Consider the following 15,343-nt stretch of genomic DNA (forward strand, 5'->3'; position numbering starts at 1 on the left):
ATGCCGCATGAGTTCGATACGCCCGGCGAAAGCCACGGCCCGGGGGGCATGTCGAAGCGGATGCTAGGTTCGCTGCATGACGTTCGGATGACTTGGCCGGTCAGCGCGAGGCCTTCTCAGCACTTCGGCGATCCGGCCTGCGCGCAGATCGGCACGAAGATCCGCGCCCCCGCGCGCTGCACCAGCAACGCCGCCGTGCCGTCGGCCCCCTCCAGCGCCTGGGCCAGGGCTTCGGCGCTGTCAATCGGCTGGCCGTTGAGCGCCAGGATGACGTCGCCCGGCTGCACGCCCGCGCGCGACGCCGCGACGTTCACGCGCTGCACCAGCAGCCCGCCCTCGACACGCAGGAACTGCCGCTCGGCCGGCGCCAGCGGGCGCACCGCGAAGCCCAGGCGCGAAGGCACCGAGGCCGCTGCCGCCGCCTCGCCCTGCAGGCGCGGCGTGTCGTAGCCCTCCACCTTCACCTCGACCACGTGCTCGGCGCGGTCGCGCCACACCATGAGACGCGCGCGCTGCCCCGGCACCTGCTCGGCGATGAAGCCGAGCGCGTCGGCCGCCTGCACCACCTCGCGGCCTTGCACCGACAGGATCACGTCGCCGGTCTTCAGCCCGCCGCGCGCCGCCGCGCCGCGCGGCTCCACGTCGGTCACCAGCGCGCCGGCCGGGCGCGGCAGGCGGAAGGTGTCGGCCAGCGCCTGCCCCACCTCCTGCACGGACACGCCGATGCGCCCGCGCGTGACGGTGCCGGTGGCCAGCAGCTGGTCCTTGATGCGCATGGCGGCGTCGATGGGAATGGCGAACGACAGCCCCTGGTAGCCGCCGCTGCGGCTGTAGATGCGCGAGTTGATGCCGATCACCTCGCCGCGCAGGTTGAACAGCGGCCCGCCCGAATTGCCGGGGTTGATCGGCACGTCGGTCTGCAAGAACTGCATCGACTCCGCGCCCGGCAGCAGCCGCCCTTTGGCGCTGACGATGCCGGCCGTCACCGAGTTGCCGAAGCCGTAGGGCGAGCCGATGGCCGCCACGCCGTCGCCGGGCTCCACGTCCGCCGGGTCGCCGATGCGCACCGTGGGCAGGCCGGTCGCGTCGATCTTCAGCAAGGCCACGTCGGCCGGTGCGTCCAGACCGATGAGCCGCGCCCGGAACTCGCGCCGGTCGGGCAGCTTCACGCGGATCTGCGTGCCGTGCGCGACGACGTGCGCGTTGGTGAGGATGAGCCCGTCGGCGCTCACGAGGAAGCCGCTGCCCAGGCTGCTTTCGTCGGTCTCGGCCGGCGGCGCGCGCAGCAACCAGCGGTCGCTGAAGCGGCGCGCCGGCACCGACGGCCGCTCCACGCCGATGTGGACCACGGCAGGCCCGAAGGCCTTCACCAGCGCCGCGAGCCCCGGCACGGGCCATGGCATGGCGGCGTGCAGCGGCACTGCAGCCGCAAGGCCCAGCAGCGCCACGCAAAGGCGCCGCGATCGGTCAGGTGCGCGCGACAAAGCTCAGCGTGAGTTGCAGCACCATCGGCTGGCGCATGTCGCGCGGCGGCGGCTCGGCCAGCGGCTGCGCGGTGAGCAGCGCGCGCAGGTCGGTGTCGGCCTGCGCATCGCCCAGCGACTCGAAGGCCACACGCTCGACCTTGCCGCTGGCCGCGACCCACACGCGCACCACCACCGGCGCGGGCGGCACGGGCTGGCCTTCTTTCAGCATGCGGTCCTGCATCCACGTGTGAAGGCGCACCACGGTGTCGCTGGCCGGGTCGCTGAGCGACGACTGCAGCTGGTTGCTCGCGAGGTTGGCGTAGCTGATCCAGTGCTGCGGCACCTGCGGCTGGGCCTGCGCCGATGCGGCCAGGGGCGCGGCAGCGGCGGACAGCCCCAGGCCGAGCCCGCCGAGCGCCAGGCGCAGACGGCGCCAGCCGCGGATCTTGCCGGAAGAAGAGGTCATGGGAGTTCCAATGAAAAAAAGTCGAAGAAGGACGCTCAGCCGCACAGCACGCCGACCGACAGGGTCGAGGCCCGCGCGGCGGGCGACTGCTGCGGGCCGAGCTGCGGTTCGCGGCTTTGCGTGTAGGCGATACCGTGGGCGTCCAGGAAGTCGCGCAGGCGCGCCGCCGGCACCGCGCGCACCCGCGTCACGCCGCCCGCCACGCCCGCGGCCGAGGCCGCGCGGCTGAGCACCATGCCCGAGGCATGCGGCGCGGCGGCGACACGCTCGACCACCACGCCGAGCAGCAGCCCGTCGGCGCCCAGCACCGCGCTGCCGCTGGCGCCGGGTTGCACGCCCGACAGCAGCTGCAACCCTTCCACGCCGGGCACGGTCATGGCGTTGCTGAGCAACGCCGCGCGGTCGGGCATGCGCTGCAGCACCGCGTAGGCCTCGGTGAACACGCCCACGCTGCCCGGGGCCGGCGTGCGCGCGTCCGCCGCGAGCGTGGCGTGCAGGTACGGCGTGAGGGTGGTGCGCAGCACCGCGACGTCGAGTTCGGCGCTCTCTGCGATCACCCGGGCCTGCGCCACCTGCGCGTCCTTGAGGGCGAACAGCGAACGGCAGTCCGCCACCGCATGGCGCGCGGTCAGCACGTCGCCGGCGGCGTTGAGGAACACGCCGCTGGCATTGGCCTCGGGCGGCGTGCCATGGGCCGCGCCGGCCAGGACGGCGAACGCCGTGGCCAGCAAGAACGACGCCCACGGGCGCGGGCGGGGGCCGGCAGAAGACAACAGCAGAGGGGGCATCGGACAGTCACGAAAGCTCTGAGACAAAGACGGAACTGCGCGCCCCGGAATGTCGTTTGTCACAAAAATTTCATCTGCCGCCCTTCCCTCTCACTGCCCCAGCAGACGCCGCTCCTGCGCCGTGAGCTTCGTCTTCTGCGCATCGCCCAGCGGCCCGCGCCCCAGCACCTGCACCGGGCTGTGCGCGTCGTAGCCCACCGGACGCGCCGCGGCGCGGCCCGCATCGGCCGGCGCGGCCGCGCCGTCGGCGGCCTCGTTGCCGAAGCCCAGCACGCGCACCGAGAACACCGACGGCAGCGCCTGGCGCGCCGCCGCGCGTTCGCGCTGCATCGCCTCCTGCGCCGCGCCCACGGCCTGCGAGGCCGCCGCGCTGGCGTTGGTGAGCGCGCCCACGTTCACCGAGGCCACCACCGGCAGGCCGGCCGATTCTCCCTTGACCTGGATGTTGGCCGCGTTCACCACCTGCAGGGCCGCGAGGTTCACGTTGCCCGACACGCGGATGCCCGCCTCGCCCGCATCGATGGTGCCCAGCGGCGCGATCAGGTCCATGTCGCCCGCCGGCACTTCGGCGATGGGCGCCAAGGTGGCCAGGCCGGCGCCCGAGCTGGGCACCTGCGACGACAGCTTCACATTGCCGATGTTGTCGTACACGCGCTTGGGCGGCGTGTAGACCAGCGTGGTCTTGGAGCCCCGGCCCGCGTTGATGTCGCCCTGCTCCGACCAGGCCAGCACGTCGCCGCCGAAGGTGGTCATCACGCGCGACAGGCCCAGCAGCAGGCTGCCTTCGCTGAACAGCTGGATGTGGCCCATGCCCTGCGTGATCACGCCCGCGCTGCCCGGCGGCACCGCGCCCTGCACGCCCACCACGATCTGCCCACCCGGCGCCATCATCTGGATGTCGCCGCCGAAGTCGGTGTGCACGCCCGAGGGGCCGTACAGGATGATGTCGCCGGTGCGCACGATCTCCTGGCCTGCCGCGTCGAGGTCGGGGAACAGCGTGGCGATCATGCCGCGCCCGCGCAGGTAGCTGCCGTAGCGCGGGCCGTCCACGTCGTTGTACTCACGCCCGCCCGCACGCAGCTCGGCGAAGTACACGCCGCGCAGGAACACGCGCTGCTGCTCGGGCGCCAGCGCCTTGAAGTACGCGAGCGCGCTGCCCGGGTCCTTCGCGTCGGCGCTGGTGGCGACGAAGCCGTAGCGTTCCTTGAGCCATGCGCCCAGCTCGGCGTCGTAGGTCTTCACCACGCGGCCCGGCTGGCTCGCCAGCGACTGGCCGGGGCCCGACTCGGCGCGCTTCGCGGGGTCGAGGTAGCGGTCGGCGATGGCCGAGAAGTCCGGCCCGCCCACGCCCATCGGGCCCATGCCGGCCATCATCGCGATGCTTGCGCCGGGGCGCGTGTCGCCCTCGGCCAGCGCACCACGGCTCACCACGCTGGCGCGGTCGTCCTGCGTGATGTGGCGGCCGGCCGACACCTCCAGCGTGCCGGGGCCCGCCACCTGCAGGTTCGCGTACAGGATGTCGCGCCCGGCCTGCACCAGCGACACGTCGCGCGGGTCGTTGTTCACGATCAGCGCCTCGGTGCCGACGATGTCGCGCCCGGCGCGGATGCGTGCCGGCGCGGCCGAGCGGTACCAGATCTCGGGCGCGGGTTCGCCGCTGGCCTGCACCTTGCGCGCCGTGCCACTGGCCAGGCCCAGGATGTCGCCGCGCACGGCGTAGAACAGCGAGGGCGGCGCATCGGCTGCGTGCAGCGCGCGGGCGCCCAGCGTGTCCGGTCCGAAGGCGAACAGAGGGTGGTTGTCGACCACCCCGTAGTTCGGCACGCCGGGCGATCCGACCATCGAGCCCTCCGGGCTGGTGTTGTAGACCACCGGCTGCTGGCGCGAGTTGTAGCCCACGAAGGCGGGCGCCCAGGGCGTGGGCAGCGGCGTGACCGCGCCCGACATCCCCACCGGATAGCCGCCGCCGAACAGCGAGTTGCCCGCCAGGAACTCGAGCGCGCCCGACGGCGACGGCGCCAGCACCAGCGCACGGCCGGGCGCCTGCGTGGCGGGCGTGGCCGAGAAGCCGAAGTACAGGCTGCCCGAGGCCGCCGTCGCGCGCAGGATCGACGGGTAGACCGTGACGTTGTCGCTCATGTTGATGCTGCCCAGGTACCGGCCGGCGGCCTCCCTGTTCGCCAGGTCGGTGCCGGGCGTGAGGTTGCCGCCCGCGCTGAACAGGTTGATCGCGGTGCGATCGGTCCACAGCGTGAACCAGCCCTGGCCGATGCCGTACTCGGTGCCGCCCAGCTTGAATGCCGAGCTGTTCGGCACCCGCGCGCGGCCCGCGTCGGCCACGCTGGTGAGCACCAGGTCGCCCGGCGTGTCCAGGTACATCGCCGAATCGCCCGGCACGAGCACGATGCCGGCATTGCCGACGCCGATGGTCGGGGTGAAGGGGTCGATGGGGCGCGTGTCCTTCACATCGCCCTCCTGGCCCGGCAGCGAGAACGCGTACTTGCGGTAGCGCACCTCGACGCCGCCGATGGCGGAGGCCGACACGGTGGCCGCGCCGCGCAGGTTGACCAGGGCGCCGTTGAGGTCCTGGTACTGCGTATTGGTGCCAGAGCTGCCGTACTGCGCCGCGGCCAGGTTCGGATTGACCACGCCGCCGATGCGCAGCTGCAGGTCGCCGCCGCCGGTGAGCGTCAGTTGCCCGTTGGCGTCGACGCGGCCCGTGCTGCCGACCGCCGCCACGATGGCCTCGCTGCGCTGCCAGACCTGGCCGTTGCCCAGCCGCGTGGTGAGGCCCGCGTCGCCGCCCGCGCGCAGCGTGAGATTGCCGCCGCCCAGCGTGCCCATGCCGGTGAAGCCCACCAGGAAGGGCTCGGGGCTGCTGTCGGTGCTGACCTGCGCACCGGCCGGCAGCGCGTAAGTGCCGAAGTTGATCCACCACGACGTCGCGATGCGGTCGCTGCCGGCCAGGGCCGTGCCCGAGCCCTGGCGCCACAGCCAGCTGCCCACCGCGGCGCTCGGCGCCTGTCCGCGCTCGCCCCCGAAATGGCCCCAGACGTCGCCGACGACGTTGCCGCCCACCGTGATGTCGAGGTTGCCGCCCTGCTCGGGGTACCAGGCCTGGTAGGCCGCGAGCGCGGCGCTGTAGTCCGCCGTCTGCGGGCCGATCACCGAGCCGCCGACGGCCTTGCCGCGTGCGAGGTTGAAGGGGTCGAGGCCGTTGGCGTCGAGCAGCGGCGCCGAGCGCGTGCCGGCCGTGTAGACGCCGAACGGCGACTCCATGACGAAGTTGCCGGCCGCCGCCAGGCCCAGGTCGCCCGTGCCGGTGCGCAGCACGCTGAACATCGGCGACAGCGGCGTGTACTTGGTGACGTCCTTGACGGGGTTGATGACCGTCGTGCAGATGCCCGGCCCCCACTCGCAGATCGTGACGTATTCGGGCAGCACCGGCGTGCCCTCGACGAAGCTCGGGTCCCAGTCGTCGCCGTTGGGGCCCCAGAAGTAGGAAAGGCGCGCCGGGTCGACCACGCAGGTGCCCTCACCGCCCCAGTCGCAGTAGCCCGCCTCGAAATCCAGCGGGTCCATCGGCGTTCCCTCGTCGTGGCCCCACATGGGCCCGTTCGGACCCCACAGGAAGCCGCTGCCGCCCGGCGTGAGCTTGACGTTGTACATCGCGTGGCTGTCGGCCAGGATGAGCGCGCCGTGCTTGGCCGGGTCGACCGCGCGGCGGTCGGCCGAGTCCAGGTCGGCGCCGGCCGTGAGCTGCAGGCTCCAGCTCGTCGCGCCCTGCCCCAGCATCGGCGCCACGGCCCAGTTGCGGCCTTGCACGCCGTCGACTTCGGGCCGCAGGTTGACGGCCGCGTCGTTCGGCAGCTGCACGTCGGTCAGCGACGGAATCACCGCGCCGCGCGCCAGCGCGATGGTGCCGTCGGCCTTCATCGCGACCGGCAGGCGCACGCCCTTGGGCCACACCATCGCCTGCACGCTGGCCTCGGCGCGCAGCGCGGTGCCCGCGCCCAGCTTCATGCCGCTGTCCAGCACCACGGCCTCGCCGAGCACCGTGCCGGCCTTCAGGCGCACGCTGCCGTCGGCGTTGTAGACGTTGGCGCGCAGCACCGTGCCGGCGGGCAGCGTGTAGGCCGCGCCCAGCGTCACGGTCACGGGCAGCACCGTGCCGGCCGGCAGCGCCATGGCTTCGGCGGGCACGTCGTAGTTGAGCAGCGCGTCCTTCGGGAACACGGTGCCCTTGTCGAGCACCACGCCGTCGATCGGCACGACGATGTCGCCGCCGTCGGGCGTGAACGGCGTGCCGAACTTCGTGCGCTGCTCGGTGAGGTACCAGCCCTTGTCGTCGGGCGTGGCCGGCGGCGGTGCGAAGCCGTCGTTGATGCTGCCGTACACGTTGAGGTTGCCGCCCGCGCGGATCACCAGCACGCCAGGCTCGCCGAAGCCGCGCCGCGCCGGGTCGGTGCGGTTCGCGCCGGGGCCGTAGCGGTAGCCCGAGAGGTCGATGTCGCCGACCACGCTCAGGTCGCCCTCGCCGGTGCTGCTGACGATCTCCACGCCGGGGCGCAGGTGGTAGCTGCCCAGGCCCGCCAGGCGCGCCGACAGCGAGGTGTTGGCCAGCGCCTTGTCGATGAAGGCGCTGCTGTGGCCGTCGATCTCGTCGAGGTACTTCTGCGTGATGAGCTGCGGCACATGGCCCGTGACGTCGGGCGCGCTCGCCAGCGGTGCGTCGCTGTAGGTGCGGAAGGCGTTGACCGCGATGCTCTTCGCGCCCTGGATCGCGGGCGTGCCGGCGACGTTCACCGCCACGTCGTTGTCGCCGCGCCGCGGCGCGTTCAGCGCAAGCGTGCCGCGCGATGCGCCGTCGTTGCCCTGCGCCGCGCTCACGGCCGTGCCCGCGCGCAGGTCGATGGCCGCACCGCCGCCCAGCGTCAACGTGCCGTGCGTGCTCGTGAGGTCGACGATGGCGCGGTTCGGGCTGTCGATGATCTTGCCGTAGCTGTCCACGCGCAGGCCGGTGGCGTGCGCGTCGAGCGTGCCGTTCACCGTGAGGTCGCCCTTGGCCGCGAGGCGGATCGCGCCCACCTGGAAGCCGCTGGCGTCGATGCGGCCGTTCACCGTGAGGCTGCCGCCGTCGAGCGTGACCTCGACCACGCGCGCCTTCACTTCGTCGCCGATGGCGAGGTCGCCCTGCTTGATCTGGAAGCGGCGCGCGCCGGTCACGCCGCCTTCGTTGAGGCGCGTATTCAGGCCCGCGAAGTCGGCCACGGTCTGGCCGCGCACGCTGATCTCGGCCGCGTCGTAGGGCACGATGGTGCCGCCCGCGTCGTACGTGCCGCTCGCGGTGCCGAGGATGCGTCCGCCCAGGTCGATGCGCCCCGCGCCGGCGCCCAGCGCCGTCGCCTGCAGCGAGCCGCCGCGGTTGTGCGTGGCCGACAGGTCGATCACCGAACCCGCCGCCTGCGCGATGTTGCCGGCCGTGCTCGTCACCTCCAGGTCGCCGCCGCGGCTGTAGCGCGTCTGCTCGAAGAACTTCACGGCGCGGCCCGCGAGGTCGATGCGCGACGCGGCGCCCAGCGTCACGTCGCCGCTGGCCGTGAGCTGCAGCTTGCCCGAGGGCAGGCCCACCGTGCCGTCGATGGTGATGTTGCGACCGGTGAGCGCCAGCTGCGCGCCCAGCGCCGCATCGCCGGCCGGCTGCGCGCCCGCCGGAGCGCTCACCACGATGTCGCCGCCCGCCGTGATGCGGTTGTTCGAGCCGGCCTCGCCGGTGAGCAGCGGGGTGCGCAGGTTCAGCTGGCCGCCCGTGTGGTCGTAACCCTTGCCCGTCGCGTACGCGCCCTGCTGGTGGTACACGCCCAGCGTGCCCTTGCCGTTGGCGGTGATGCGCTCGCTCGCGTTCAGGTTGACCGTGCCGAAGCCCAGTGCGAGCCGGTCCGCCGAGTAGCCCGCGTCGGGTTGCGTGTTGGGCGCGTGCCCCAGCACGATGCGCGCGGCCGACACGTCGAGCGTGCCGTGGCCCAGCAGGCTGCCGATGGCGCCGCCCGGTGCGTTCCCACCGGGAAAGATCTCGTCGTTGCCGGGCGGGCGCGGCGTGAGGCCGGTCCAGATGAATTCGCCGGTCGTGATCTTCGCGGTGTCGCCCGCGCCGCCGTAGCCGTAGATGGCGGGCGTGCCCAGCACCAGCCGTTCGATCGACGACACGCCGGTGGCGGGGTCGAGCGTGTCCAGCGACACCGCGCCGTAGATGTTCACCGACTCGCGCGCGTTCAGCACCAGCGTCTCGACCGCGGGCACGCCTTCGCCCTTGTTGCCGGCCAGCAGGTTCGCCAGGATGCCCTGGTTCATCGACAGGCCCGACGGCAGCTGGCCGTTGGCGGCCGCCTGCTGCAGCGCCGCGTCGCTGCCCAGGTTGACCGCGGACACCGCCAGCAGCAGGTTCTTTGCGCCGTAGCGCACGTTGTCGGCCATCGTGAACGCGCGGTTGGTGGCCACGGCCAGCGTGCCCTCGCCGTACAGCGTGGTGTGGCCGGTGCAGGCGCCGCTGGGGCACCCGCCGATCTGGACCGTGGCGGGTATCCCCCCGGCGACGGGCGGCAGCAGGTTGATCCAGCCGTTCGACAGGCCCAGCACCCCGCCCAGGCCCGCCGAGAACACCACGCCGTCGGTGGAATCGTAGGCCGGCGCACCGGCGCCCAGCGTGTTCAGCGACGCGCCCTGCTCCACCTGGATGCCGTCGCCGTAGCCGCCGGCCACGAGGAAGATCTCGGCGCCGCGCAAGGTCGCGCCGCTGCGCACGACGACATGGCCAGTGTTCGACTTGAAGGTTGCGTAGTTGTCGGCATACGGCAGGTCGATCTGGCCGCCCAGGATCATCCGTGGCGCGCCGAAGGCATTCAACTGGTCGGCCTGCAGCGACGCGCCCGTGAACCCGGCCGTGCGCTGCGCGCCCGGCGCCGTCACCTCGATGGCGATGCCCTTCGCCGACAGCGTGCCGCCGAAGCCCGTGCTGCCGGCCGCCGGGTTGAACAGCGCCGTGCCGTCGAACTGCAGCATCGACACGCCGTCCTTCGGCTTGGAATAGAAGTAGTCCAGCAGCAGGTTGCGGGCGTCGGCCGCAATCTCGCCGCGCACGCCGCCGCGGCGTGCCGCGTCGGCCACCACGAAGGCGTCGTAGCCCATCTCGTTGTAGCTGGCGTGCTGCTTCACCAGCGCCGCCGGCGTGACGACCAGCTGGCTGGCCAGCGACGACTTCACCGCCGTGTTCGCCACGCCCAGATAGCCGCTCGCCACGTACGAGCCGTAGCCGGCCGGCAGCGGCGTCGCGGGCAGCGCGCTTTGCGCCCCCACTTCCACGCGGAAGGCACCGGGCAGCAGCGCGTAGGTCGAAGGCAGCAGCGTGTAGGTGCCGGCCTTGAGCCCGCCCACGTCGTGATCGAGCGTGACCTGCCGGCCGATGGCCGGCTCGCCCGCGCCCGCGTCCGGCGACACCGGCGCGTAGCCGCCCTGGAAGCCCGGCACGATGGCGTACACGCCGTTGCCCGCCTTGCTGAAGGTGTTGGCCGGGTTGGCATTGGCCAGCGGCGTGCGCAGCACGTCCACCGAACCGCCGCGACCGCTCACGAAGCCCGCGCCCGTGAGCTCGCCGCCGCCCGACAGGTCGAGCAGCGCGCCCTGGTGCCCGACCACGCTGTCGCCCGTGAGCAGGATGCCGCTGCTGCCGATGGCGCGCTTGTCGATGGGCGCGCCGGCCACGCTGTAGCCGATGCCGTCGGTCGTGCCGCCGTAGGGCATGAGCAGGCCGGCGCCGCTGACCGAGGTGATGCTGCCCGGCAGCAGGTCGACCACGGTGGCGCGCGCCTCGAAGGTGCTGCGCCCGTCCTGCCCCACGATCAGGTTGCCCAGCGGCGCGCGCACGATGCCGCCCTGGCGCACCGTGCCGCCGCCGAGCGCGAGCGTGCCGAATGCCGACTGCGGCATGGCCACGTCGCCCTCGACCTGGCGGCGGATGTCCAGCACGCGGCCCTCGTCGTAGCCCGCGCGGATCTGCGCGTTGGCGCCGGTGGCGGGATAGATCTGCGCGGCGGTGAGCGTGAGGTCGCCCAGCGTCGCCAGCTCGGTCGTGGTCGCGCCGAGCAGGCCGAGCGTGGGCGTGCCGCCCAGCAGGCGCAGGTCGCCGCGGCTGGTCATGTGTACGGCGTCGAAGCCGCGGCGGTCCACCACCTGCGCGGGGCCGGTCTTCATGGCGATCTCGCCGTGCGCGCCGAAGCCCACGCGGTCGCGGATGTCGATCAGGTCGGCCTCGGCCGTGAAGGCGGCCTCGCTCGCGCGGGTCGATGCGCCGTGGCGCCAGGTGGTGGTGTAGATCACCTCGTTGTCCTGCTTGGGCGCACCGGTCACGCCGGCCAGCCGCAGGTAGGACGAGGCGAGCCGCACGCTCGAATCGGTGGCCGCGCTGTCGGCCAGCGCGAAGCTGCCGGCGTACAGGCGCAGGCTCTGGGCGGTCGTGAGGTCGACGTGGCCGTCGAAACTCAGCAGGCCGTTGACCAGCAGCGAGAGGTTGCCGAAGCCGCCGTCGCGCACCTGGTCCGCGCTCAGGCGCCCCTTGCCGTAGGCCAGTGCCGCATCGGCATGGCCCGGCTTGAGGGTGGCCGGCAATCCGCTGGGCTGCTGCGCCTGCGAGATCACCAGCTCGCGCGCCTGCCGCACCGCGTCGTCGACGGTGTAGATCTTCGAGAACACCGGCGCTTCGAGCGCCACCGCGAGCGTGCCGCCCGCCGCATTCGCGCCGCCCGCGTGGGCGCGCAGCGTGCCGTCCAGGTACAGGCTGTGCGCCGACTTGAGCACGATGCTGCCACCGTCGCTGGCCACGTCGAGTTCGCGCCACAGGCCGCCCACGGCCGGCACGTCGATGCGCGCATGGCTGCCCGAGGCATCGAGCAGCGCACCGGGGCGGATGACGATCGCCACGTCAGGCGCGTTGGCCGCGCCCTTGGCCTCCCAGTCGAGCGCGCCGCCGATGGAGATGGTGCCGCCGTTGCGCACCGTGCCGTAGCGGCGGCCATCGCCGTCGGTGCCGGTCTGCGCGCGCGCCGCCACGTCGAGCACCGCGCCCTCGCCGATCCACACCGAGCGGCTGTGCGGCTGCAGCGAGGTGCTCAACGGCGAGTTGAACGCCGGCGCCTCGATGCCGATGGCGATGCGCCCGCCCCAGGCGTTGAGCCGGCCGTCCACCACGACGCTGCTCTGGCCACCGCCGAGCAGCTGGATCGAGCGGCCCGGATCGACGGTCACCACCGCGCCCGCGCCGATGGCGAGGTTGCCGCCTTCGGTGATGCGGCGCTGCGAACGCAGCACGAGGTCGGCGCCCTGGCGCTGCACGGCCTGGCGGTTCACCGTGTCCTGCTGCAGCAGCGGCGGCGTCCACAGTGACAGCGCGATGCCGCCTTCATGGTCGGCACCGGCCCCGGGGGCGATGCGGTAGACCGGCATGAGCACATCGAGCTGCGCGCCCGGCGCGACCGTGAGGCCCGCATGGCCGTTGAAGTCGTAGGTGGAAAAGCCCGACTGCAGGCGCGACGCGTCGAGCACGAGCTGCGTCGCGTCCGACAGCGCCGGGTCGGGGCCGATGAGCAGCGCGTGGCCCGTTTCGATCTTCAGCGTGCCGCCGCCGTTCACGCCATGGCCGCGGATCTCGCCGCCGAGCGACAGGCGCCCCTTCGCATCGGTGGGCGACGCGGCCGAGTCGGCCACCAGCGTCACGTTGCCGCCCTTACCGCCCCTTTGCTTGCCCTTGGCCAGCAGCGCCGCGCCCGACGACACGTCGATCAGGCTGCCCTGCCCGATCGTCACGCCGTGCGTCGATTCGATGCGCATCGTGCCGCCGTCGATGGCGGCGAGCGTGGCCGTGTCTTCGGGGGCCGTGCCGACGTCGACGCGGCGTCCGCGCAGGTCGAGCGTGACGCCGTCGCGCACGGTGACCGACGAGGCCGCCTCCTTCACCAGCGCGCGCGGCTGGGCGCCCGCCACCGGCGACATGAAGACATTGCCGGCCTCCAGCGCGCCGCCGCGCACCGTGACGTCGGCGCCGATGTCGATGAACGCGCCGAGCAGGTTCATGCGTCCGCCGTCGGCCAGCGTGAGCGCCTTCTCGACCGTCACGCTGCCGCGCGTGCCGATGTCGAGCACCGACAAGCGCTGCGCATTCAGGTGCACCGCGTCGAGCCACAGCGTGCCGATGCGCTCGTTGGCCAGTGCGTCGGCCGCGGCCATCTGCTGCGTGACCGGTGCCACGTCGCCGAAGCGCACGTCGGTGTCGAACAAGTCGATGCGGCCGAGCGCGCCGTAGCGCCCCACCGCGAGCACGCCGCCGCGCGCCACCGCCGTCTGCGACTGGCGGTAGCCGTCGTCCAGCGCGGCGTCGCGTGCGCGTGTCTGCTGCGCGCCGTTGAACACCTCGGCCACGATGTCGCCTTCGAGCACCGCCGTGGGCGCACTCACCACCAGCCGGCCGGCGTCGCGCCCGACGGTGTAGCCGTTCTCCAGCTTGCGCTGCGGCCCGATCAGCGGGTTGTAGAAATAGTCGGTGTTCGCCTTGCCCCAGCGCACGTGCTCGGCCTCGAAGCCCTTGTAGACGCCGTCGTACAGCAGGTCCGACGGCGCGCTGTTCAGGTTGTACAGCCGACCGTCGCTGCCCTTGAGCCAGGTCTGGTAGATCTTGCCGGTCTGCACGTTGAGCGAACCGCCCGACAGGTTGACCGTCGAGCCCGCCTGCGTGACCACCTCGCTGCCGCCCAGCACCACGGTGCCGCCCTGCGCGGCCCATTCGCCGATGCCGTGGCCCTGGTTGCCCAGGTAGCCGCCGACCTCCAGCAGGCCGCCCGCCGCGTACCAGCGCTCGCCCTCGTAGCCGCCCACGCCGGGCGCCACGCGCACGAGCTTGCGCCGGTCGATCCACACGTCATTGCTGAAGAGCTTGCCGCTCTCGCGGTTGCGCGGGGCGTCGCGCATCTCGTTGCCCTGCACGTTGACCTTGACGTTGTTGGATTCCATCGTCACGTTCACGCCCACCGCGCCCGACACATCGAGGCGCGCCTTGTCGGCCACGAAGCTGCGGCGCGTGGCGCTGGCCGCGATCTGCCCGCCGGTGGCCAGCGTGAGCGACTCGCCCTCGAAGCGGATGTCGCCGCCCGAGACGATCTCGATGCGCGACTGGTCGCGCCGGTCCGACAGCCGCGAGAGGTTGTCGAAGAGCGCGGGCGGCACGAGCGCGCGCGCGGCGTCCTGCGCGGCCGATTCCTTGAGGAGCGCATCGCGCTGGCTGTCGAGTGCGCTGGCCTTGCCGTCGTCCTCGATCAGCACGGCCGTGACCGCGCCCTTGCCGACGGCGACGTTGCCGCGCGTGTCGGCGGCCGAGTTCAGCAAATGCACCGTGCCGCGCGCGGCGACGGTGGAGGTGGCCAGCGCCACGCCGTCCTGGCGCACGTCGCGGCCGGCCAGCGTGATGTCGCCTTCGCGCGCCACGATGAGGCCGGTGTTGCGCACCGCGCCCGCCGTGCTGTCGGCTGCGAACTGCGGCGCGATCTCGTTGCCGCGCGTGGTCGAGAAGGCGTTGGCCTCGGTGCCCATGCCCTTGCGGATCACGAAGCTGTCGCCCGCCGCGAGCTGCGCCTGACCCTTGCGCGCGGCGATCTCGCCGGCGTTGGCCACCTCCTTGCCCAGCAGCAGCACGTAGCCGCCGCCCTGTGTGACAGAGGCGGGCTCCTTGGTGGTCAGTCGTGCGCCGGCCTGCACCTCGACCTTGCCCTGGTCTTCCTTGCGCGTGGTGAAGCTCGGCGTGGTGTCGTTCGAATAGATGCCGCGCGCCTTGAACTGGTCGTCGCCGATGTGCGCGGCCGCCGCCACGAGGTTGCGCGTGTCGGTCTGGCTGGTGCCGCTGAACACGATGCCGTTGCGGTTGGCGATGAGCACCGTGCCGTCGGCCTTGATCTGGCCCTGGATCTGCGAAGGCCGCGCCTTCGGATCGTTCACGCGGTTGAGCACCGCCCAGTCGGCCTGCTGCTTGAAATCGACCGTGGTGTTGCGCCCGACGTTGAAGGTCTCCCAGTTCAGGATGGCCTTGTCTGCCGTCTGCTCCACGGTGACGACGGTGCGGCCGTCGACCTGCTTCTGCGAGTCGCGGTTGAGCGCGCGGGCGTTGAGCCAGCCGGCGCTGAGCGAATTCGTGTCGACCTTCAGACCGCCGTCGGCCAGGCCGTCGGGCACCGAGGGCTCGTTCAGCGCGGCGGCGCGTGCGGCGGCCTGTGCGGCCTGCTGCGCGGCGATCGCCTGCGCCGCGAGGCCCAGGTTGCCCAGCGACTGGCGCAGCTGCTCGTTGGCCTTCTGCTGCTGCGCCAGCGGGTTCGTCAGCATCGAGGCCGGCGTGCCGTTGGGCAGGTAGCCCGTCGCGGCGGCCGTGCCCTGCGTCACGTTCTTCTGCGCCATCCACGCGGCGCTGAAGGCGCGCTGCGCCTGTGCATTGCCCGCCAGGCCCGCCATGGCCAGCGCGAGGGCGGCGGCGTGCGCGACCGGCGCGCGGTGGAATGTCTTGTTGCTCATGTCATACCCCAGAGAAAAACCGT

General features: G+C 72.7%; 4 protein-coding genes. All 4 read right to left on the bottom strand.

Annotation, left to right across the window (positions count from 1 at the left end):
* Positions 1–116: 116 nt before the first annotated feature.
* Positions 117–1,448: a trypsin-like peptidase domain-containing protein gene (locus AC07Y4_RS15075; protein WP_495274798.1), complete on the bottom strand. Its 1,332-nt coding sequence runs from the start codon at positions 1,446–1,448 to the stop codon at positions 117–119.
* A 19-nt stretch (positions 1,449–1,467) separates the two neighbouring features.
* Positions 1,468–1,932 carry a YbaB/EbfC family DNA-binding protein gene (locus AC07Y4_RS15080; RefSeq protein ID WP_495274799.1) on the bottom strand — a complete coding sequence of 155 codons (465 nt, stop codon included), beginning with the start codon at positions 1,930–1,932 and terminating at the stop codon, positions 1,468–1,470.
* A gap of 35 nt (positions 1,933–1,967) precedes the next feature.
* Positions 1,968–2,720, bottom strand: coding sequence for a S1 family peptidase (locus AC07Y4_RS15085; protein WP_495274800.1), 753 nt, complete (start codon positions 2,718–2,720; stop codon positions 1,968–1,970).
* A gap of 90 nt (positions 2,721–2,810) precedes the next feature.
* Positions 2,811–15,320, bottom strand: coding sequence for a filamentous hemagglutinin family protein (locus AC07Y4_RS15090; RefSeq protein ID WP_495274801.1), 12,510 nt, complete (start codon positions 15,318–15,320; stop codon positions 2,811–2,813).
* Positions 15,321–15,343: the final 23 nt, after the last annotated feature.

This window comes from Variovorax sp. GW460-12-1-14-LB1, from assembly GCF_059423605.1.

Coding starts and splice junctions, on each gene's coding strand:
- AC07Y4_RS15080 (WP_495274799.1), bottom strand. CDS start 1,932: ATGACCTCTTCTTCCGGCAAGATCCGCGGCTGGCGCCGTCTGCGCCTG.
- AC07Y4_RS15085 (WP_495274800.1), bottom strand. CDS start 2,720: ATGCCCCCTCTGCTGTTGTCTTCTGCCGGCCCCCGCCCGCGCCCGTGG.
- AC07Y4_RS15090 (WP_495274801.1), bottom strand. CDS start 15,320: ATGAGCAACAAGACATTCCACCGCGCGCCGGTCGCGCACGCCGCCGCC.